Below are 20,648 nucleotides of genomic sequence, written 5' to 3' on the forward strand. Positions count from 1 at the left end.
CTTGTTTGTAAACAAAGATTGAGATCCCCCTAAATCCCCCTTAAAAAGGGGGACTTCAGAGATTTAACTCGGTTCCCTCCTTATTTAAGGAGGGTTAGGGAGGATCAGATGTGAAGTCGATTCTAGCCTCTTAAAATTCATTTACAAACAGTCTCTAAGTAGATCAACACCAAGTAGATCAACATCATTAATTTTCCGTAGTGCAAGCGTCTCGCTGGCGCGGTCAAGATGCCTGCCCGCACTATATCTATCGTTTAATCAGGTTGACCTCCTTAATAGCCGTCGCCATGACAGTTAGGACAGAGATATGGTGAGAGCTTGATTCAGCAGCGTTCCTCCAGAGAATTGGCACAACTCCCCACTCCCCACTCCCCACTCCAACTGGCCAAACCTAACTAAATGGTGCAATCAAAATTGTCAAATCAATTTGTCAAATCAATTGGCGAAGCGATCGCTTACAATGCTGGAACAATCAGGCGATAGCCACTCGTTATAGTCAATGATGGCGATTTAGTGGGGAAGTTGGGAATGCGTGTGTTTGTGTTGCTATTCAATGCCCGGACCGAAAATGAAGGGATTCATACGCTAAAAGTCAACGGTGACAACGTGGTGCTGATGTTTGAATCCGAAGATGATGCCTTGCGCTATGGCCTCATGCTCGAAGCCCAGGACTTCGCTAGTCCGACGGCAGAGGCATTTGACCAGAAAGAAATCGAGGAATTTTGCCAAGGGGCAGGTTATGAATGCAAACTCGTCCCGGCGGGCACGCTGGCAATTCCGCCCGAAACAAACGTAGATCAAACCGATTGGCAACCAGAAGCCAAACCCGGCCAAGCAGCTCAGGCATCCCAACCTAAAGAACTATCGGAAGCAGAATTAGACCAAATCCGCCGCAAGCTGGAGGGGCTACTGTAAAGGGAGGAAGCAGGAGGAAGCAGGCATGATCACGGCTCTTATTTTGATAGTGGCTTTAGCGGTGCTGGGATGGGGTTTTTATCGAGCCAGACCGTTTGGCAAGCTGGGCATTTTGGCGTGGCTCCAGTCGGTGGTGCTGATGTTTCCTTGGCTAGCGTTTTTCGGTTTGTTTGCCTTTGGCATTTATCTGAATCTGGCTGGGGTGCTGTTTCTGCTGCTCACCTCGATTGCTTTGTATATCGTTTTGGGTCGGCAGGTACGGGCCGTGGCCGAACAGGAAGGCAAGAAGCTAGCTCCACTGACTCGTGCGGCAGTCGCTCCATCTGAACCAACAGAAGCGTCTGCGACAGAATCGCCTCAAATCAGTGAAACTCAATCTAAGGAAACGCCGGCAGAAACCAGCCCCAACCGCCTGACATTAGAGTTGCCCCAAATGCCAGCCGAAGACCTACAGGCGGTGAAGGGCATTTTTGGCATCGACACCTTTTTTGCCACTGAAACGATTCCTTATCAGAACGGTGTCATCTTTAAGGGCAATCTGCGTGGCGATCCAGAGCAGTCCCACGCCCAGCTGACAACCCTGCTGCAAGAGCGGCTTGGCGATCGCTATCGGCTATTTTTGGTGGAGGGGGTAGAGGACAAACCAGTAGTCGTGGTATTACCGACTGCCAATGACCCTAAACCCACGACGCTGGCCCAAAAGATCTTGGCGCTGATTCTGGCCTTGGCAACGGTTGCCACCTGTTTGGAAGTGGGTGGATTGATGCAGGGCTTCGATTTCTTTAGCGAACCCAACCGTTTCGCAGAAGTTTGGCCGATCGGGGTTGGAATCATCGCGGTGTTAGCAGCCCACGAAATGGGCCATCGCCTCTTGGCTCGTCGCTATGGCATTCAACTCAGCCCGCCTTTCTTTATTCCCACCTGGCAAATTGGCTCCTTTGGTAGCTTGATGCGGTTTGAGTCGGTTTTGCCGAATCGCTCAGTCTTGTTCGATATCGCCTTTGCTGGTCCTGCGGCGGGAGGCTTGATTGCCTTTGGCATGCTGATTGTCGGCTTGCTGCTGTCCAAACCTGGCAGTTTCTTTCAGGTGCCGACCGAGTTCTTTCAGGGGTCAATTCTGGTGGGAACGCTAGCGCGAGTCGTCCTGGGAGATGCGGTGCAGGCAGCAATTGTAGATGTCCATCCATTGGTAATTCTGGGCTGGCTGGGGCTAGTGATCACGGCAATTAACCTGATGCCGGCTGGCCAACTCGACGGCGGACGGATCGTGCAAGCTATCTACGGACGCAAAACCGCCGGACGGACTACGGTGGCGACGCTGATTGTTTTGGGCTTAGCAGCGCTAGTCAATCCCCTATCCCTATACTGGGCGATTGTAATTTTGTTTCTGCAGCGGGACTTGGAACGGCCTGCGCTCAACGAACTTTCAGAGCCGGATGATGCCCGTGCAGCGCTAGGAATCTTAATTTTGTTCCTGATGGCCGCAACTCTGCTACCCTTAACCCCAAGTCTAGCTGGACGATTAGGCATCGGTGGTTAACTCTTTGAGGCGAACGAGGTGAACAATGGTCGCTGTTCCTCCTGTGATGTTGGTGTTTGATATCAGTGCCTTATCTGCCGCTACCCCAAGCGAATGGCGCGAGTTCTCCAGGGTCGGAAGCTGCTACGTGCCGCAGGTAGTTTATGAGGAAATGAAGCTCAAGTTCGATCGTTCACCCGATCCAGACCTGGAACGAATTGCCAAAGCGTTTAATCGCTTCTATGCCACCAGCGGCTGGCGAATTACTGATGTCAGCGGCCACCATGCCGCCCTCAAGGTTGGTTCTGGGCAGGCCCTGACTCGCCGCAGTCGGGTTTCGCTAGCGGTGGGACGCTGTGCCTATGGCTTGGCCGAAAATACACCGGGTAGCCTAGTGGTTTTGGTGACGAAAGATCGGCCTCTGCTGCAACGCCTCTACGAGATTCCAGCCGTCAACCTCTGCGGCATCACGGTCGATAATCTGCTGCAATGGAGCCGTACCGGACAGCGCCCCATCGCCGTCAGCCAAAAGCTGCAGCAATTTAGAGCTGCGCATGGCATCCAACCTGTCGGTACCACTGGCACCAGCCAAACCTACCAACGCACCTCACCCACCCGCCTTACGGCTAAACCCACTAGCTCTAAAACGAAAACAAGCAACATCTCTACCCCAGACTGGCTGCCTGATGTGGTGTCCCTGCTGCTGGCTACTGCTGGCTTGGCAGTTGCTGGCTACTTGATCTGGTTAGTTTTCCGGAATGGCACCATCCAGCAGTTTTTCGAAAATCCCACGGGTCAATCCTCAAACCCGGCTCCCAATCAAGTGTCTGCCCAAGCTGCTAGTCAATCACCAACAAATATTGACAGAACTAAAAAGATTACGCTAACTTAAATAAGGCAAGCGAAGGCGAGCGTACTAGCCCCCATCGTCTAGAGGCCTAGGACACCTCCCTTTCACGGAGGCGACGGGGATTCGAATTCCCCTGGGGGTATGCTGAAAGTCTTACAGAGAGCGGGTTTGAGTACTCGCTCTCTCGCTTTCTTTACGTTTCTAAACTGGGTGGCTGCGGGCGATCGCTCTTTGAGCGGTGCGGGGCACCGTCGCTACGGCTCAGCAGACGTTCGTAGGCGCGTTGGTGAATATGGAGTTGCCCTGGTAGGGGGTGGGGTCATACTTGACCCGTGCGAACTTAGCGATTTGTTTTGTGACCATACAGGCTCGTCTGCGGGATTTGGTATTGGGTGAAGTGGATACAACAATTTGATGCAGCAGGGCTGCGGTGAGCGGTTCTTCTGGCGGCAGAAGCTTCAAAACTTTCCAATAGTCAGTYGTCCAAGKTGTTTGGGACCGACCACGCTGATAGAAATCCTCTTGAAACCGCTCAATCCAGTAGCGGCAGGTCCTCACCGTTAACTAGAACCTCCACGCTCGATGAATCAAAGCTGGTCAGGCTGGTATTTCTGCACTACCACCCAGCGAGGCACTTTGACAAACACGCCTTGAGGCGTCACCGTTTGCACAATAGCCCTGGAACCATAGAACCGCCCCTCGATAATTTCCACCCGATCACCGGGCTGCAAGTTGATCGTCAAAATCGTTGAAATTTAGATCTAGATGCGGTGATCAGAGCGCAGCCAGCAATCTTCAAAGACTTGAAAACTTGCACAGTTGAAGAGTTTATTCAGAGGCTCAAGCAATCGTTAGGAGAATTGCCCTTATTAGACCAAGGTGCTCCATGTTGGGTGCTTGAACTTGGAAAACCTTGCCCTGTTGCCAAGGTTCGGATAGTGATCGAGTTTCAGTTAGACGAACCTCAGACATAGTTGTCAGATTGCCTCTTTTAGATCTAGTAAGCAGCCTCGCGATCGGGGCTGCTTTTTGTTTTTCAGCCATTCAGTCACCTCAATAAGACATATGAACCTCGCACCTGTTGACAGGTAACGCGAAGATGTTGGAACAGAGCAGGGCTATCCCTAGCCCGGAGACGAACCCTGCCCTGTTAGTCCAACTGAACAGTAGTTCATGCAGAGAATTCTAACTGAACTACTGTTCATGAACAGTAGTTCAGTTAGAATGAGCAAAAAACGAGGTGAATCTGAGTTCATGAACCTCTTGAGAGCAAAAAACAAAACCCCTGAACAGGTAGCTGACACTCTTGGTATTTCTCCGAGAGCTGTCTACTACTGGTTTGCAGGCAAGCGGGAACCGCGCTTCACTGTGAGCCAGATTCAAGCGTTGTGTTCTCTATTGGAGTGTTCAGTACACGAGCTGCCTACCAATTTCAGCCGTGTAGAAATTGAGAGCGATGAAGACGGTATTGACTCCATCGCTCATCAAGATGATGACTTGAACTAGTTTCAGAGGCAGGAGCCACTAACTCCTGCCCCTTTTGCCCCCAAGTAACGTACCTACTCAGGAGCTATATCTATGGATAACTCAAATCTGTTCAATCTGATTAGCACTCGCTTAAATGCGATGGGCTATGTGGTGCGGCAATCTCCCAGCTCGCCTAATTGTTGGTATGCCAGTAAGTCTGAGTTTGAATATCTGTTTGCTTTAATTCGAGAGGGAGATCGGTGGCGCGTCAATGACATCTCAGGACGCGGCGCGCTGGAGCAACCCAGAATCGAACGGGAGTTGAACGACTCATGCAACTAGATAAGAACCCGTGGAAGATTTACCGCAACGGTAAGCTAACGGCTGAGGTAGCAGATTATGCAACAGCAAAACGAGTATTAAAGGCACTCTCGCGTGCATTTCCTAGAGACTCGTTTGTGACCAGATATCAAGGCAAGTCGATTAGCCATTGTACAGACGGTGGTAGAGCAATTGATGGGTAGGGGAGAGGCAATGACAAATCATGACGTGCATACCATCGTTGTCGATCAGGGCAAGCGGCAGATCGAGATTAAGATTCCTGTGCCCTTGCCCAAAGCAGACAAAGAGCGATTGAAAGCGTTGTTGATCACGCTGGTGGATCTTGCTCTAGAGCCACCAGAGGAGACTTAGGATAAAGGCAGAGGCCGTTCACCTCTGCCCAATTACCCCCAAGTAAACTGACTACTTAGGAGCTAATCAAATTATGAATTCAAACGAAAATAGACTCGATCGCATTGAGAGACTTGTTGAGCAAAATGCTGAACAGATTGCTAGAACCCAGAGACAAGTAGACGCCAACTCTCAAGCCATTGCCACCTTACTGCAAACCTCACAGCAAATGCTCACGCTGCAACAGCAAGAATCACAGCGGTTTAATCAATCTATCAACAGCATTAGTGCAGCACTGGAACGCATTGATCGCGTGATGGATTATCTGTTGCGACAACAGGGTGACAACCCACAATAATTAACCTGTAACGCTGGGAACGCTAAAGAAGCCCCTACTCACCTCTCAGAGCAGGGGCTTTTGTCTACCTAGAGCAGAGTATTCCCATGATTAAATTCATTACCATCGGCCTGCTAGGTCTGATCGTCTTGCTGTCAGTCCTGCTAATTGGCGAAGCGCATAAACAGAATCAGCAGCAGCGGAGAAAACGCTATCAGCGAATCCCCGTTATTGTCTCCAAACGTGAGAAGAACCATCAACCCCGCTATCAGCGAATTCCCGTTGTTCCCCCCAAGCGTCATGCCCCTCCGTCCCCGCCCCCAGTTGGTCCTTCACGCCCACTGCCGCCGCCATCATCCTCATCAGTAATGTCATTTTTGCTATCTCCTGTGTTTTCCAGGCAGAAAGCAATCAACCCACTTCAGCCTAAGTTATTAGCCCTCTTGAATGGAGATAGAGCCGCGGCAGAACGGCTATTGAAGCACGCCAAGCAAAACAATCCAGGGCGCGATGAAACCTGGTACTTTGACAAAGTGATTTATGACCTGACCCGCGATCGGCATTAGTCCGACGAGTGCCTGCCAAAAAGAGCAGACAGGCAACCCTGAAACCCTGATTCTTTCGTTGGCGTTGATGGGGTCGCTTCCTTCGCAAAACTTCCTAACTCTTAATTCTATGGGCTAGATAAGCGGGGCGGTCTGGGCGGCGCTGGATGGCACAGCAACGGGTGGGCGATTCCACAAACGAACACAAAAAATGGTGAAATGGTCGAAAATGTACCCGGAGTGATGGTCAATTCACCCGATTGGGTGATACAAACAATCGTAATTTTATTCTAGCTGCGCTTCCGTAGGTTCTATTTTTGGTTTCCGCGTCATTTCAAAGTTATTGTCCCAATATAGTTCCGACATTATCTAACCTTTTCTGACTGACAGCAGCATTACCGTCGTTTAGAGTAGTTCCAGAATCCATTCCAGAATCCATTCCAGAATTGATTGTAGGGACAGGTTTTGCTGAGAGCTGGACTGCAAGCGAATCGTTTGCCAGATCTGCTCTGATTGGAGAGTTATAGTGTTTGCCAGAAGAAATATTGTTGTGGCGACAGCTATATCAATCAGGAAACTAAGCCTTGACTGGCAAAATCTGGCATTAGGTCTACAAGTATTAAGTAAGGAGAACCTCTGTGCACTCTCTGTTTAGTTCTGCACCATCAACCACTCATTTTGCGAAACAAGATAACTCCCAAAATCAAACTATTACTCAAAAAATGTCCTACTCTACTCCGGCAACTGATGAAGTCTCTAGTTCAGATTCAGTTACCGCTGCGCTGCTATTTTATGTTCATAATCATATTCTCTATCTGACATTGAATCGGCCAAGCGTTCTGAATGCCATCGATTTAGCTATGGCGATAGCCCTACACCACCTGTTAGCCCAAGCTAGGGCAAATCAAACCATCCGAGCTATTGTAATTACCGGCAGCGGACGCGCTTTCTGTGCCGGAGGTGATCTAAAGTTTGCTATGGCTGCCAACCCAGACACTCCAGGCGATTCCTTTTTAGTTCTGACAGAGGTGTTGCATCGCTGTATTGAAGAAATTTGCACCATGCCCAAGCCAGTGATAGCCGCGATTAATGGCGCTGCAGCTGGAGCTGGGCTGTTTCTGGCCTTGGCCTGCGATCTGCGCGTTATGGCTAATACAGCCTATTTAAAACAATCAAATACCTCCTATGGTTTATCACTGCCCGCAGGCGGCACGTTTACCTTACCGCGATTAGTAGGCATGGGACGCGCCTTGGAAATCGTGATGCTAGATGACCCAATTCCGGCGGCAAGGGCTTACGAGTTAGGGTTGGTGAATCGTGTAGTAGAGGCCAGTTCTCTGATCGAACAGGCCCAGTCCCTAGCCGAAAGAGTGGCGCAAATGCCGGTTGGTGTCCTGGGACGAGTGAAGCAACTCATGAACCAATCCTGTTACAACACGCTGAATCAGCAGCTGCATCTTGAACAACAGGCGATTGCCATCAGCGCCAATTCTAGCGAAGGCCGAGAAGGAATCAGCGCATTTATCCAGAAGCGGCGTCCCGCATATATCTAAGCTGACTTTAAATTTTCTGGCTTTTGCCTCCTTAGGATTGCCATAATCAGGATTGCCATAAACAAGTGCATAAAGTTGACAGCCGGCAAAACTAAGTACGATCAGACGAGGATCGTATAGGTGATCAGCGGTTGAAACTGAGGAAGCCAGTATGTTCAGGGCATCACGATATTGGAAATTTGTCAGGATTGATGCGGCAAGCCGGTGCATCATTCAAGATCTCGATCCTGTCAAATCCTTCTATTGTCAACTGTTTGGTGAATTGCCCGATCAGATCACGATTCAACGGATGCAGGATATTGTGCTGCCACAGGTTCTGTGGTTGAAGTGGTATCGGGGGCTGAATCAGACGCAACACACTGAAGAACGAACAGTCAATTTATGGTTGATCACTTTGGCGTACCGAGTGACGTATCTGTTGATTGTCAGCAAGATCGATCAATGGATTCAACGGCACTTGCTCGCCTTACAACAGGACGAATCACTGGCTTTTGCCGATCGATTTAACGCTGAGCTGAGTTTGCGCTGCTACATTTCTGAGCAGATTCGCTCGGTTTGTATCGCGCTAGGCGCTCAGTTCGGCGAACGGCACGGCTTTGCCTGGTATGACCTGCTGCGGTTTGTTATGGATGACACGGACCCAACCCGCTCGATCTGTCTACCGCCGCAACCCAAAGCGCAGACTGGCGCAATTCGCAATCGTTCCGATCCGGCTGAACCATATGAGCATCTGGCCGCGAAGATTTTGCGCACCTTTGAGCCTGACCGCAGCAGTTTAGCCACCTGGACGAACATGCTGACGCGGCAGTGCGGACCACTAAAAGCCTTTTTGCTAGAGCATGGGGTGTATTTGATTAGCGATTGGGCCTTGCTGAACGACACGGAACCAGACGTGCTGCGGCGAATTTTAGCGCAAACCTATGGTTTTCCACCGGATCAGGTTGAGCAAGCCTGCAGGCAGCTATCTGGCTATCACGAGGTTTATCGGACGCAATATCGGCGCAGCAGAACGCGAGGAGGATGCCAGCCCCCGACCGCAGAGCAGCTGCATCAAATGATCCAGCAAGCGAACTTGGCCATGGCTCCAAAAGAGTTGATGCAGAACCTAATCGACTTAGCCAGTCGGCTAAGACAGTACCGGATTTCTCGTCGAGGGGGTCCACTGCCAGCAGACTCGATTGATGCGTTAGATGCAAGCGACAAACTACTCCCTAATTTGGCGGTACCCGCTGCAGACAGCGAGGACGATGACCAAACGACCTTCCTGGGCCGCTATCGGCAACAGCTGATCGTCGGTTTGGATCAGGCCATCACCGCCGAAATTCAGCAGCGCTATCAGCAGTTACAGCGCCGAACATCCACGGCAGGCAAAGCGAGCGTGTTTCTGCAAATCCTACAGCGCTACTACTGCGACCGAGTCCCCATGACGACCATTGCAACTGAAATGGGGCTGAAGGGACAGTATGAGGTGACGCGACTGTTGAAGATCGACGAATTTCGCAGTCATGTCCGCCAACGCACGCTCAACCACCTGCGAGATTGCATTCTAGAATTAGCGAAAGAGTACGCCCATCCAGACCGCTTACAGACTCTAGATCAACAGGTTGAAGCCGCGCTGAATGAATATCTGGATCAAGTTATTCTAGAATCCTCTGTCCGCGCAAATTCTGACCAGGGATGCTTGCGTCAAAACCTCTTTATACAACGACTCTGCTCCGTGATCCAACGATTTCCTTGAACCTATGTTGCCATTCTGACTGTTAAAAGGCAGAGAGAACTAATTTCATGATTTGGAGGAAAAAGCAATGACAGATGATTCAATCCACACAGCCGAGTTTGACCTGTTTCAAGCCTTGCCCATGCAAACCGTGCCGATTGAGCCGGAGCAAATTGAGCAGGCGATTGTGGCTAGCGACCGAGTTGTCACCGAATCGCGACAATGGAAAACCTACTTAAATGCATTAGCGCTGTACGGGTTTCAGCAGTGGCTAAATCAGCAAGCAAATGAACTATCTATTGATCATCAACAGAGTTCGATTTGGCAGCCTGTTTATGCCAATGTGATTGAAGCGGTTTGCAACGTTAGGGTAGGTCACTTCAAACTCTGTTTAGTTACCACCAGAGAACTGGAAGCAACGATTCAGTTACCGAGAGCTGTAATGGATCTGCCAGAATTTACTGCCCATTTTTATGTAGCAGTGAGAATTTTAGAAGAGCAAGAGCAGGCCCAGATCTGGGGATATCTACGATACGATCAGTGGATACAATACCAGCGAACTCAACCCCTGATGGCGTCACCCTCCTGGACTTATGCGATCCCTCTGGATTGGTTTGATCGTGACCTGACGCGCCTGCTGCTGCACCTGCGTTGCCTGGAACCAACCGCCGTACCCCTGTCAGAGCCGCCACCTCGGCTGGAGCAGATCACTGATGAAAAAGATACAATTATGCGCCAATTAGCTCAGCATCCCACAGAGACCCTGTGGCAGCGGTTAACCTGGGAGCAAGGGGTGGTGGTGTTGACGAATCCTGCCCTGCTGGAATGGTATTACCAGTTGCAAACTAATTCACTCGCTTCATCTGCTGATACGCTGGTCCATTCGCCTGCATCACAGCCCAACCTGCCGCAGTCGCTAATTCAATCCACCGTAGATATGGCTGTAAATACAGCAGTGAACGTTGGCTCCTGGTTACAAAACGAGCTAGATGACATAGCGCAACAGCTACATTGGGTGCTGCTACCGCCGTTTGCAGCCGTGCGTTCCAACGAATATGCGGCTGTTTTGTTTCCAATGGTGGATGCCTCAACCATGCAGGAAATTGATCTGATCTGCAAGCAGTTAGCCAGAGATGGCGTCAAGATTCCTGCGGGTGCGCGTTGCGCTTATAATAATTTCAATCTGGCAGAGATTCCGCTGCGGCTCTATGCGGTGACTTGGTCCGAGGCCGAGGAATGGACTTTGCTATTGATTCTCAAATTACAATCAGCCCATCAGCCCGAACGTGCGATCAAACTTTGCGTGAATGATCAAAATGAAGTATTGGTAGAGGCTATACTCGATCCCAAGTCAGGCAATAATTCACTCTATACTCGCGTAGTTGGCGAAAAAGACGAACAGTTTCAGGTGATACTGGCGCTAGAAAATGCCATGTTGACCCTACCGCCGTTTAGGTTTCATTTAAGTGAATCTGCCGGGAACTGACCATGACACTCCGCTTAGATATCCGCCAACATCAACAGCTTTGTGTCGTATTTAACCTCTCCTGGGGAAAGGGACAGTGGTGTTCGGCAGAATTGCCCTATCCAGAGCTGCTGATGCAGCAGTACAACACTTGGCAAACGAGCTATCTCAATTTCTATCGCCACCTTTCCATCCCGCCTGCACTGCCTGTTGTTAAACCAGTTGCAGAGTCAGATCTGAAGTTACGCGGACGAGTCGATGCCATTGGCAGTTTTGCTGCGACCGAAGATTGGCGTTCTAACCTAGTGCAAGCAGAGGCACAGCTATTAGCAGAATTTCACCGCTGGCTCAACAGCAGTCAACTCGCCGAAATCCGCAAGCAGATTGCTCAAATTGTGCAGCAGAGTAGTGAACAGGAATCTCACCATGTGGATGTTTTTTTAACCTGCAATGCTCCCGAACTAGAGCGCTTACCTTGGGAGACCTGGGAAATTATCACCGAATTTGCCTCCTCTGTGGCGACGCGGATTGTTCGTGCACCCAAAACGATTCGCAGTCCTGCCAATTCTCGACCACGGCAGGGGCGGCCCCGCATTTTAGCAATTTTAGGTGATGAGACGGGATTGAACTTTCAGGTGGATCGAGTCGCTGTCACATCCCTGTCCCGGATTGCCGAAATTCAGTTTGTTGGCTGGCAGCCCGGACGCGATCCGCAAACCCTGCTGACCGATATCGCCACGGCCATCACCGATCCCCGCGGGTGGGATGTCCTGTTTTTTGCCGGTCATAGCAACGAAGCCCCGATCACCGGCGGTAAATTAGCGATTGCCCCCGGGATCACCCTATCGATTAAGGAAATTGCGCCGCAGCTAGTCTTTGCCAGAGAGCATGGACTGCAATTTGCCTTGTTTAACTCCTGCAATGGTCTGAATTTGGCCGAATCGTTGATCGATTTGGGATTCAGTCAGGTGGCCGTGATGCGAGAGCCAATTCACAATCAGGTGGCACAAGCCTTTCTGTTGCAGTTTCTCCGCAGCCTGAGTGCCCATCAAGACGTGCATGAATCGTTGCTGTCTGCCTGTCAGTGCCTTAAGCTAGAACGCAATCTCACCTATCCGTCAGCCTATTTGATTCCCTCGCTGTTTCGCCATCCCGAAGCAGCGCTGTTTCGCATCCAGCCCGTGGGGTTCAAACAATGGCTGCGGCAGTGGTTGCCCTCTCGGCAACAGGCTATCGCGTTGACGACTCTCAGCCTCTTGAGTTTACTTCAGCCGATCCAAGGGCACTTACTCGAACAGCGTGTTTGGGTTCAGGCCCTTTACCGACGAGCCACCGGGCAAGTTGTATCCACCGTGGCTCCAGTCTGGCTGGTGCAGATTGATGATCAGTCGATTCGGCGAGCTGGGATTGCCGAGCCAAACCCGATGGACCGCAGTTATTTAGCTACTCTAGTGAATCGAGCCGCAGATCTCAATGCCAAAGTCATCGGAGTGGATTACCTGCTGGATCGGCCGGCCGCCCAACCCAAACAAGACCAACAGTTAGCAGCAGCTATACAATCTGCAATTCGCTCTCCCCAACCGCCCTGGTTTGTTTTTGCAACCATGCGGGATCTCAACGGGGAATGGCCTGAGCTGATTCCAGAAGTAGCAAGCCCCAATTGGAGTTTAGCTGGAGATATGACGCTGTTATCCCTGGGGCGATTACCGACCTATGTACCGTTAGCAGATCCTAGTCTTGTGGATTCTGCAGCTATTAATATTCAATCTTATACTCAGTCTCATGCACAAACCTATACTCAGACTAACGCTCAGCAGGAGCTTCAAAGTTTTCCATTTACCTATCTGCTAGCCCTTAGTTATCAGCTCAACCGCGATCGGCTTTACCCACTCCAGCCGAATTTGGAGAATCTCACTCCGTTTGCCGCGCAGCTTGCAAAAACGCTCAGGCAGTCAGGACAGGATACGCCTATCTTCTCGGCCCAATCGCAGGTGCAGCCGTTGACCGCTTTTTCCTACGGGTTCAAACAACTGTGGCTGCACCCCATTATTGATTTCTCAATCCCACCCGAACAGGTCTATCGCACCATTCCAGCTTGGCAATTTCTCCAGCAAGAATCGCTGAATCAGCCTCAGTCTGCGCAATCATTCACCCAGCCGCTGCCAATCGTGATGATTGTGCCCGGTGGTTATAGCGAGGCTGGAGTCGTATGGGGACAGGATAATCTAGAGCTACCCGCCGCCGTGCGACATTGGCGCTACTGGCAGCCCAACCGCACTGCATCGTTGGACTCGATTACTGGCGGTGAAGTACATGCCTACTTGCTGCAAGAATTCTTGGCTCAGCGTCTGGTCGTACCGATTCCCGATCTGTGGCTGATTGGCCTCGCTGCCGGTTTGAGTCAGGCATTGGTTCTAAGGTTATCCTCGCGCTCATCTCGTCGCCACAAGCTAATTTTATTGAGCATACCAATCGTCTATGGCTTGATCAGTCTACAGCTCTATCTTTCTGCAACTATCTTGTTACCCTGGCTTCTGCCCTTCAGCGTATTTGCAATTTACATGTTCCCTGTATTCAGGAAGAAGTAAGATGCGTAGACTCAACTGGGCTGCCTTGATTGGCACAATTTTAGCAGCTTTATCGCTAAATTCTTCACCATCACGTCCTCCGCTTGATTCTACTCCAGCGCCAGAAATCACCTGGACTGCCATATTTGGCAAAGCCCCGCCTCCTGCGTCCCGACCTCCAGGTGGCTCACGCGGCAATGACGAGCAGGTCTATGCAATTGCCCCAGGTCAAATAGGCCGCGCCGAAGTTTGGCATGATCAACCGTTGTTTGTTTGGCAGGGTAGCATTCGGCAGATTGAACTAGTTACCGCCACTGGAACTGTTTGGAGTCAGGTCGTCACTGCGACCACTCACTCAATCGCCTATCCGGGACCCACTTTGCAGCCAGGACGAACCTACGAATGGATTATTTACAACCTTGCCAAAGTCCCGATTGCCAGAGTGGCCTTCCGGATCATGGCCGCCCCAGAACGCGAACAAATTGCTGCCGATCTAGCAGAACTAACAGCCCAATTCACAGCCCAATTCAGCGACGCAACGCCTGAGCAAATTGCCCTTCAGCGAGCCAACTATTTTGCCGATCGCCAACTCTGGGCTGATGTAGTGCAGGAAGCGTTTGCGGTGACAAAGCCTTCTAGTGAGCTAGTCAGGATACAGAACGAGATCACGGCTACAGTTGCAGCGTGAAGCCGGGAAGTACATTTTCTCCAGAAAGCAGGGCAGGCAGCTCAACGATTTCAACCGCTTGCCCCGAACGATAAATTTCAACCTGATGATCTTGTGGATTAATCAACCAACCCAAGCGTAAACCACTTCTGAGATACTCCTGCATCTTTTCTTGTAGGGGAGGCAATTTGTCAGTTCGAGATCGCAGTTCAATCACAAAGTCAGGACAAAGGGGTGGAAAAACGGCTCGTTGCTCTGGAGTTAAGGCATTCCAGCGATCAAGCGCCACCCAGGCAACATCAGGCGAACGATCTCCGCCCTTGGGCAAATTGAAAATCGTGGAGGAGCTGAATACTACCCCTAGTCCGGTTTGCTCGTTCCAGTTTCCGACTTGCCGAATCAAGTCAGCTTCTTGCTGGCCACCTAACCCATCTACAGGCGACACAATAATCAGTTCTCCTTTAGGATTTCGTTCAAATTTTAGATCAGGGTTAGCCTGACAGAGCTGAACAAACTGCGCGTCCGTCAGATGCAGAATTGGATCAAGATTGAGGATAAAACTGGTCATCATGGTAGGCGCAGGATGATGAAGATTGTTCCATTGCTCCTCCCCATTTTATCTACTTTTATCTACTATTACTTGCTAAATCATTCAGCGACATAACCGTCTCCTCGCATCGAGTTCGGCCTGTTCAGCAATCGCTAACACCGGCTGTTGATTGCAGGTATATACCGGCAACATTGGAAAAATTACGTCGAAGTCGGCTGCCAAATCATCGCGGTTGAAGGAATCAGGCTGACAAGACTCTGGATTGGGGTTGCTGGTATTGGTTTGGGACACTGCTTTCTGAGTAAATTGTGACAAGTAATCTGCAATACGCGGATTTTTGAAGGAGATATTCAGGGCTGAATTGTTTTGTTTCAGCAATTCAGTAAACTGCCTGCAGGCAGTTTGTGCTTCAGATTCTCCGAGCAGCAGATAGACAAATCCCATACTTCGCAAGGCATGTGTGCGGTATTCCGGATGGCGTTGAATTACCCGCTCAAATACGTTGATTGCCTCTCGATAATTGCCAGCTCTAGCATAGAGAGAACCGTGATTATAGAGGCGGCTAGCAGAATTAGCGTCAATCTGTTGCGCTCGCTCGAACAGGGCATCAGCGTCATTGAAATCTGCCTGGGAATAGTCTGCTTTTTCAATCAGGAATGTCGCCAATTTCATCAAAATGACAAAATCTTCTGGGGATGCATTGGATTTAGCGTTAGACAAATAAGCTGTAATTGCATCTTGATAAGAAACAGCATAGTCTTCATCGCGTAAATACTGGACAAGACCCAAATAGAAATGCGATTGTGGATCATCCCGATCGAGTCTGATTGCCTCTGCCAAGGAATTCTTGGCGTTCACTAAGCTAGCAGTGGCATCATCTTGTTCGCCTTTCTCCTGATGATGTTGCCAGAGGATGAGCGAGGCGCGTCCTTGCTCCTTCAAGGCAGGTGGATTGTTGGGTCGAATAAACAGAATGCGATCGCAAGCAGCTTTGACCTGAATGGCTCGCTGCACCAGGTCATCGCCTGTTTCAAGCCGCTCTAAATTAGTCAGCGCATGACAGCGATTCACTTGGGTAAACCAGGAGGCGGTGAGGGCAGCACTGACACAGAAACCCAGGCAGCTTGCCAGCAGGAATCGTTTATCGGTGAGCCAGCGCCATTGCTGTTTATTGGTGAGCCGCTTCCAGCGAGTAGGAGACTGGGTTCGCCTCAGATCATATAAATCTTTCAGGATCTCGGAGGCAGAAGTATAGCGATCGGCATTATCATGGCGAACCATTTTGGTTAGGATTGCCGCTAACTGGTCACTCACCTGGGCCATTGGTTGGTCTGCCAGCGTGTAAAGCCAGATCACTTCTTTCGTGCGCGGATGCAGAGGAAAATCTTTGGGGTGGGTATCGGTCAGTGCCTGAATTCCAATCATGCCAACCGCATAGAGGTCGCGATAGAACTTGGTTTGGCTTTTTACATTTTGCGGTGGAACATAGCCTGGAGAGCCAACCTGAGCCGCTTCTGCTCCTGAATCCAGCACGCTGGGAATGATTTGCTTAAACATGCCAAAGTCGATCAGCACAAGCTTGCCATCTTGGCGGCGCATTAAGTTAGCAGGCTTGAGATTAAGGTGAGCCAAATTCTGCTGATGTACATACTTCAAGATTTCGAGAACCTCGATCAGCAGATCGATTACCTGATGTTCTGGCCAACACTGCCCTGGTATAAACTCCTCGTCTAAATTAGTGCCTTTGATATATTCTTGAACAACATAAAATTCTTCATCCTCTTCAAACGAAGCCAGCAGAGTAGGAATCTGATCGTGACCATTCAGTTTTTCTAGTTCCTTGAAGCTGCTGTTAATCAGATTGCGAATTTTACCAAAGCTATCAATATCGGTGGCGGGTGGTGTAATTTGCTTGAGAACACCCCATTTCTGACGCGGTTGATGGATATCTTTGACTAAGTAAGTTTGAGTAAATTTGTCATATCCTAATCGTTTGATTTCTTCATAGCGTTTGCAGATGACACGACGCTCAATTGCTTTAGCTAATTCCTGCTCTACCCATTCTTGATTAAATACACTGGCATAAATTCGATTCGCGACTCTGAGATGTCCTTGCTGTTCTTCGACTAGCCCCAACCAGAGCAAGTATCTTGCATCCGTATCATCATCGGCTGCAACTGACTCTTGTTGAAGGATGCGTTGGTAGAGTTGTAGTAAACTGACGCAATTCTCGTTGTTATACAAAATTGCATCTCGAATGGCTCCCAACCGTTCAGCAATCGCCTCTTCGTAAGGTCGCAGTTCGGTCAGCGCATCCTGGACCCATTGCTCGTTAAACACCTCTTTGTAGATGGGATTGTAGACCCGCAAAGCGCTCTCTTGCTTCACTACCAGACCCGATAGCCGCAGTTCTACCTGCTCTAAGCTGTCATCCGCCGGAATCTGCCCCTCCTTCAAAATTTGCTGATATAAATTCAGTAAACGTGTGGCTCCCTCGCGCTCCTTGATGCGATTACTAATCGTGCGCAAATGTTCAGGATTATCTTGTGATTCCCAGTTGGTAATAATCTTGGCCTGCACCAACTGTTCGACTTGTGCTTGTTCGGTTTGGGCCGGAATTGACAATTGAGTTTCGAGAATCAGGCGGCAGAGCTTTTGCGTCAAGAAGGGTTGCCCTCCCGTCCATTCCAGGATGGCTTGCAGCACCGCTTGGGGATTCGCTGCGCGTCCGTCTAACCCTTTGGCTAAAGGCTGCACTTCTTCGAGGCGAAATCCATTTAATTCAATCGCTAGACCCAAATTAAACGGAGTGCGGTTGCGATCAGCAATCAGATCCGAAGGAGTTGCCGTACCAATCAACACAAACGTTAACCGCTGATAGACCGATTTGACATTGCGCTGATTGTAGCAAGCGCGAATAAAGGCAAAGAAATCGTCGGTTGGAAATTCTAAACTGAGCACGGTGTCAATTTCATCGATCACCACGACCACGTTGCTGGAAATCTGAGCTAGCAGCACTTCTTCGATAAAGTCGCTCAGTCGATCCAACGGGGTGAACATTTGCCGCTGTTGCCACCAACCCGTCAGGTCAAACTTTAAACCAAAGCTGCCTGCCAAACTCTTGGCTAAGGTGGCATACCAGTTGTCGGCGGTTACTTCTTTCGTGCCAATTTTTGATAAATCCACCAAAGCGCAGGCAAACCCTTCGGCTTCTAGCTGTTTCCTTACCCGCACTTCTAAACTCGACTTTCCCATCTGTCGAGAATTCAGCACATAGCAAAATTTTCCGGCCTTTAAACCTTCATAAAGGTCTTTATCAGCTTGTCGCATCACATAGCTGGGAGCATCCGGCGGTAAGGTGACGCCGACTTGATATTCAAACGACTGCTGGGGGGTCATGGTGAGGGGTGGGGGGTAGGGGGTGGGGGGTAGGGGGTGGGGGTGATGTTTGTGTGAATGTTTTGGTTGGTGCGTATTTCAGGTGCGGAAGTAGTTGCGAAAATATTCGCGATAGAGATAACAGCGTGGTTTCACTTTATTGCCTTCAATTGTTACCAAACCCATGCCGTGAAGTTTGAATGCTGAAGCTGATTTTAGGTAAATATTGTGCTCGGCCATCACTACCTGTTTAAACATCTCCATCAATTCCGGTGATTGCTCTAGTATATTTGCCAGATAGCGCAAATGATTTCGGTAGATTCCAGCTTCTGTAGCGGCTTCATGGGTGACTTGAGTAACCGACAGATCCCGATAGCGAATTGCTTCAAAGGCTTGCTGAAGTAGAAAGCAATGTCCCCCAACGATGTCCATCAACTTGGCGATCTCAGCCGTAGTCCAATTCAATCCATGTTGGCGGGCTAGGGTCAGAGCTTGTCCAGAATCAAATTCTGGCAAATCGATCACCATCCCGACTCCAGCCAGCGGTGAAGCGTTGATATCAAGTGGCCCATATACCTCAGTCGCGTGAACAATGACTAAGCGGAGTTTCTGCCAGATGCGGCTATTCGGATCTCCCCGCCTCGCCTGATCATGCCAGGTTCGCAGCAGTCTGCAAAAATCGTTAGCAATTGCAGCATGCTCAAATACTAAATCGGTGTTGTCGAGTGCTAAGACGAGGGGAGTGGTAACTTTGCTGAGTAAATATTTTTGAAAGTAGTTGGTTGTATTGAAATTGCAAGCCAAAATATCTTCCCAATAATGCTCAAGTTGGTTATCCATCGCTAATACGGCGCTGACTGCGGCACAGAACCATCTGGAAAAGTTCTTTAGGTTGGTGAATGCGGCTTGGTCTGCCAGTTCAAAACTGAGAATAGCTGTTTGGTAGGGCTGAGGTTGCTTTCTCATCTGCGACAGAATTCTCACCATTAAGGAGGTTTTACCCATTTTCTGAGGCGCTCTGATCCGGAGTAGGGCACCGGGTTTGGTCAAGGCCACTCGACATTGGGCCTCCAGTGAAGCTCGCTCCACGTAAAACGGGTCCTCTAGACTTGCTCCTGCCTGTTCAACTACGGGAGTCTCATCATCGACAATATCCGCCAAAGAGAGATTCAAGGCTTTGGCAATGGCAATGGCTGAGGTGCGATCTACCGGATCTTGTTTGAGCAGTCGCCGGATTGTGGTGACTTCTAGCTCAGCCGCCATCGCGACATCTTTTTCGTGTAGGTTGGCTCGGTTCATCTGGTCTTCGATCACCCGAATTCCGGCAGAGGTCAGTTGAACACTGCGTCGTTTGCGATTTTGGCTCATGGTCTTATCCCGCTTCAACTCTAGATCATCAGGGGGAAATGGCTTCCCTTACATGTGGGTAGTTCTAAGCGAATTTAAACTATGCAGTTTCTGCCGCGATTTGTTGAATTACTGCTGCGAACCGTCGGCAAACCGTCGGCAAATAGTCAGCTTTCTGCCGCGAACTATTTCTGCAATTAAATGCAGCGACTAGCCTGCAAACTGCGGCGAACTCTATTTATATTGATTCGACTCCTGGTAAAAGCGTTGAGTATTCTGAGTCTAGAAAGCTGATCGACTGACAAAAGAACCGCCCGAAGGCAAAAGCAAAGTGTCAGCCAATTAGGTCATCCTTCCAGCAAATCAAGTTTTCTCTCATCTGATTCCTACCTGCGGGGACAAGTTGCCCCTAGTTTCGGCGCGATTTTTTCTAGGAGAAGCCCCCCATGCGTCAATCCATAAATGTACTTCTAGCAACGTTGACCACGGCAGTTCTGACTGCAACTATCCTGCCTATCGGCCAGACGACTCCCTTGCTGATGCAGCCAGCGTTTGATGAGCAAGTCTATGCTGATTGCCCGCCAGTCAATTGCAGCGGGGGTGGTTCCCGCTAATGCTCAAAATTCGTGCTCAAAAATCATCGCCAAACTGCATAGTGCAATTGGAGCCAGAACTACCTCAGGATAGAACGATGCAGAGCAGGAGTAAGGTAGTTCATCACCTGAGAGCAACGATGGATAGCGTTGTCCTACCCGCTAGTTACAGTTTCTATGCTGTGTAATTTATTCTGCCAATTCTGAGGAGAGGAAGATGCGAATAACTCTTCGATATCGCGGCGTCAAGTATGAGCGTGATTTCTACAGGCCAGAAACTGGTTCAGAAGCAATGCCTACTGTATTACAGCTTGTATCACAGCCAATACAAGCAGATTTGCTAACTCATACCTTTGTGATTCTTCGCTATCGCGGTGTTTTGTACATTCGTGGCATTTTTAAGTCAGAGCAGACCCCTGAAATTCGATTTATGCAGATTCCAGCTGTGATTTCAAAATCGGCCTGAGCTGAGTTTTTCTTCAATGTCACTCTGTTTAGCCTTCTCT

21 protein-coding genes and 1 tRNA gene are annotated in these 20,648 nt (G+C 49.8%); 17 read left to right on the forward strand and 5 right to left on the reverse strand.

The annotated features are described in order from the left end of the window. The first annotated feature begins 528 nt into the window (after positions 1-528). From HJG54_RS19100 to HJG54_RS19115, 4 genes are all read left to right on the forward strand, one after another. A complete protein-coding gene (locus HJG54_RS19100; protein WP_316430698.1) occupies positions 529-915 on the forward strand; it encodes a DUF3110 domain-containing protein in 387 nt (128 codons plus the stop codon). Positions 916-940: 25 nt separating this feature from the next. Further along, positions 941-2,455: a site-2 protease family protein gene (locus HJG54_RS19105; protein ID WP_316430700.1), complete on the forward strand. Its 1,515-nt coding sequence runs from the start codon at positions 941-943 to the stop codon at positions 2,453-2,455. Between the two features lie 25 nt (positions 2,456-2,480). Then, positions 2,481-3,326: a PIN domain-containing protein gene (locus tag HJG54_RS19110; RefSeq protein WP_316430702.1), complete on the forward strand. Its 846-nt coding sequence runs from the start codon at positions 2,481-2,483 to the stop codon at positions 3,324-3,326. Between the two features lie 27 nt (positions 3,327-3,353). After that, a tRNA-Glu gene (locus HJG54_RS19115) sits at positions 3,354-3,426 on the forward strand. A gap of 119 nt (positions 3,427-3,545) precedes the next feature. Here HJG54_RS19115 and HJG54_RS19120 read toward each other — a convergent pair. Both HJG54_RS19120 and HJG54_RS19125 read right to left on the reverse strand, forming a co-directional pair. Then, complete coding sequence (locus HJG54_RS19120; RefSeq protein ID WP_316430704.1) at positions 3,546-3,842, reverse strand: hypothetical protein; 297 nt, start codon at positions 3,840-3,842, stop codon at positions 3,546-3,548. 29 nt (positions 3,843-3,871) lie between these two features. After that, positions 3,872-4,027 (reverse strand): KOW motif-containing protein, encoded by a 156-nt coding sequence (locus HJG54_RS19125; protein ID WP_316430706.1) that lies wholly within the window; start codon positions 4,025-4,027, stop codon positions 3,872-3,874. Positions 4,028-4,508: 481 nt separating this feature from the next. Between HJG54_RS19125 and HJG54_RS19130 the strand changes: the two genes are divergently transcribed. From HJG54_RS19130 to HJG54_RS19180, 11 genes are all read left to right on the forward strand, one after another. Further along, entirely contained in the window at positions 4,509-4,790 is a 282-nt protein-coding gene (locus HJG54_RS19130; protein ID WP_316430707.1) for a helix-turn-helix transcriptional regulator, read from the forward strand. A gap of 72 nt (positions 4,791-4,862) precedes the next feature. After that, positions 4,863-5,093, forward strand: a complete 231-nt coding sequence (locus tag HJG54_RS19135) for a hypothetical protein (RefSeq protein ID WP_316430709.1) — start codon at positions 4,863-4,865, stop codon at positions 5,091-5,093. Further along, a complete protein-coding gene (locus tag HJG54_RS19140) occupies positions 5,084-5,275 on the forward strand; it encodes a hypothetical protein (RefSeq protein WP_316430711.1) in 192 nt (63 codons plus the stop codon). The genes HJG54_RS19135 and HJG54_RS19140 overlap by 10 nt, the downstream gene beginning before the upstream one ends. 10 nt (positions 5,276-5,285) lie before the next feature. After that, positions 5,286-5,444, forward strand: coding sequence for a hypothetical protein (locus HJG54_RS19145; protein ID WP_316430712.1), 159 nt, complete (start codon positions 5,286-5,288; stop codon positions 5,442-5,444). A gap of 73 nt (positions 5,445-5,517) precedes the next feature. Then, entirely contained in the window at positions 5,518-5,781 is a 264-nt protein-coding gene (locus HJG54_RS19150) for a hypothetical protein (RefSeq protein WP_316430714.1), read from the forward strand. 86 nt (positions 5,782-5,867) lie between these two features. Further along, a complete protein-coding gene (locus HJG54_RS19155; protein WP_316430715.1) occupies positions 5,868-6,326 on the forward strand; it encodes a hypothetical protein in 459 nt (152 codons plus the stop codon). 701 nt (positions 6,327-7,027) lie between these two features. After that, positions 7,028-7,858, forward strand: a complete 831-nt coding sequence (locus HJG54_RS19160; protein ID WP_316430717.1) for an enoyl-CoA hydratase/isomerase family protein — start codon at positions 7,028-7,030, stop codon at positions 7,856-7,858. Between the two features lie 151 nt (positions 7,859-8,009). Further along, a complete protein-coding gene (locus HJG54_RS19165; protein ID WP_316430718.1) occupies positions 8,010-9,596 on the forward strand; it encodes a hypothetical protein in 1,587 nt (528 codons plus the stop codon). A gap of 67 nt (positions 9,597-9,663) precedes the next feature. Further along, positions 9,664-11,061, forward strand: a complete 1,398-nt coding sequence (locus HJG54_RS19170; RefSeq protein WP_316430720.1) for a DUF1822 family protein — start codon at positions 9,664-9,666, stop codon at positions 11,059-11,061. A 2-nt stretch (positions 11,062-11,063) separates the two neighbouring features. Further along, positions 11,064-13,628 carry a CHASE2 domain-containing protein gene (locus tag HJG54_RS19175; RefSeq protein WP_316430722.1) on the forward strand — a complete coding sequence of 855 codons (2,565 nt, stop codon included), beginning with the start codon at positions 11,064-11,066 and terminating at the stop codon, positions 13,626-13,628. A 1-nt stretch (position 13,629) separates the two neighbouring features. Beyond that, a complete protein-coding gene (locus HJG54_RS19180; protein WP_316430723.1) occupies positions 13,630-14,295 on the forward strand; it encodes a hypothetical protein in 666 nt (221 codons plus the stop codon). Here the strand turns inward: HJG54_RS19180 and HJG54_RS19185 are convergent. From HJG54_RS19185 to HJG54_RS19195, 3 genes are all read right to left on the reverse strand, one after another. Further along, a complete protein-coding gene (locus HJG54_RS19185; RefSeq protein WP_316435648.1) occupies positions 14,279-14,842 on the reverse strand; it encodes a Uma2 family endonuclease in 564 nt (187 codons plus the stop codon). The genes HJG54_RS19180 and HJG54_RS19185 overlap by 17 nt on opposite strands. A gap of 84 nt (positions 14,843-14,926) precedes the next feature. Next, positions 14,927-18,223: an AAA-like domain-containing protein gene (locus tag HJG54_RS19190; RefSeq protein WP_316430725.1), complete on the reverse strand. Its 3,297-nt coding sequence runs from the start codon at positions 18,221-18,223 to the stop codon at positions 14,927-14,929. Positions 18,224-18,301: 78 nt separating this feature from the next. Next, complete coding sequence (locus tag HJG54_RS19195; RefSeq protein WP_316430726.1) at positions 18,302-19,570, reverse strand: AAA-like domain-containing protein; 1,269 nt, start codon at positions 19,568-19,570, stop codon at positions 18,302-18,304. Between the two features lie 425 nt (positions 19,571-19,995). Between HJG54_RS19195 and HJG54_RS19200 the strand changes: the two genes are divergently transcribed. Continuing rightward, positions 19,996-20,163 (forward strand): hypothetical protein, encoded by a 168-nt coding sequence (locus tag HJG54_RS19200; RefSeq protein ID WP_316430728.1) that lies wholly within the window; start codon positions 19,996-19,998, stop codon positions 20,161-20,163. A 196-nt stretch (positions 20,164-20,359) separates the two neighbouring features. After that, the gene (locus HJG54_RS19205) at positions 20,360-20,608 is read left to right on the forward strand and encodes a hypothetical protein (protein WP_316430729.1); all 249 of its coding nucleotides are present in this window, start codon (positions 20,360-20,362) and stop codon (positions 20,606-20,608) included. The last annotated feature ends 40 nt before the right edge of the window (positions 20,609-20,648 follow it).

Source organism: Leptolyngbya sp. NK1-12 (assembly GCF_032598965.1).
Taxonomy (GTDB): Bacteria; Cyanobacteriota; Cyanobacteriia; order Elainellales; family Elainellaceae; genus Elainella.

Bases quoted from the DNA above. Each gene is read 5' to 3' on its own strand.
- HJG54_RS19100 (WP_316430698.1), top strand. From the start codon at position 529: ATGCGTGTGTTTGTGTTGCTATTCAATGCCCGGACCGAAAATGAAGGG.
- HJG54_RS19105 (WP_316430700.1), top strand. From the start codon at position 941: ATGATCACGGCTCTTATTTTGATAGTGGCTTTAGCGGTGCTGGGATGG.
- HJG54_RS19110 (WP_316430702.1), top strand. From the start codon at position 2,481: ATGGTCGCTGTTCCTCCTGTGATGTTGGTGTTTGATATCAGTGCCTTA.
- HJG54_RS19130 (WP_316430707.1), top strand. From the start codon at position 4,509: ATGAGCAAAAAACGAGGTGAATCTGAGTTCATGAACCTCTTGAGAGCA.
- HJG54_RS19135 (WP_316430709.1), top strand. From the start codon at position 4,863: ATGGATAACTCAAATCTGTTCAATCTGATTAGCACTCGCTTAAATGCG.
- HJG54_RS19140 (WP_316430711.1), top strand. From the start codon at position 5,084: ATGCAACTAGATAAGAACCCGTGGAAGATTTACCGCAACGGTAAGCTA.
- HJG54_RS19145 (WP_316430712.1), top strand. From the start codon at position 5,286: ATGACAAATCATGACGTGCATACCATCGTTGTCGATCAGGGCAAGCGG.
- HJG54_RS19150 (WP_316430714.1), top strand. From the start codon at position 5,518: ATGAATTCAAACGAAAATAGACTCGATCGCATTGAGAGACTTGTTGAG.
- HJG54_RS19155 (WP_316430715.1), top strand. From the start codon at position 5,868: ATGATTAAATTCATTACCATCGGCCTGCTAGGTCTGATCGTCTTGCTG.
- HJG54_RS19160 (WP_316430717.1), top strand. From the start codon at position 7,028: ATGTCCTACTCTACTCCGGCAACTGATGAAGTCTCTAGTTCAGATTCA.
- HJG54_RS19165 (WP_316430718.1), top strand. From the start codon at position 8,010: ATGTTCAGGGCATCACGATATTGGAAATTTGTCAGGATTGATGCGGCA.
- HJG54_RS19170 (WP_316430720.1), top strand. From the start codon at position 9,664: ATGACAGATGATTCAATCCACACAGCCGAGTTTGACCTGTTTCAAGCC.
- HJG54_RS19175 (WP_316430722.1), top strand. From the start codon at position 11,064: ATGACACTCCGCTTAGATATCCGCCAACATCAACAGCTTTGTGTCGTA.
- HJG54_RS19180 (WP_316430723.1), top strand. From the start codon at position 13,630: ATGCGTAGACTCAACTGGGCTGCCTTGATTGGCACAATTTTAGCAGCT.
- HJG54_RS19185 (WP_316435648.1), bottom strand. From the start codon at position 14,842: ATGACCAGTTTTATCCTCAATCTTGATCCAATTCTGCATCTGACGGAC.
- HJG54_RS19190 (WP_316430725.1), bottom strand. From the start codon at position 18,223: ATGACCCCCCAGCAGTCGTTTGAATATCAAGTCGGCGTCACCTTACCG.
- HJG54_RS19195 (WP_316430726.1), bottom strand. From the start codon at position 19,570: ATGAGCCAAAATCGCAAACGACGCAGTGTTCAACTGACCTCTGCCGGA.
- HJG54_RS19200 (WP_316430728.1), top strand. From the start codon at position 19,996: ATGCGTCAATCCATAAATGTACTTCTAGCAACGTTGACCACGGCAGTT.
- HJG54_RS19205 (WP_316430729.1), top strand. From the start codon at position 20,360: ATGCGAATAACTCTTCGATATCGCGGCGTCAAGTATGAGCGTGATTTC.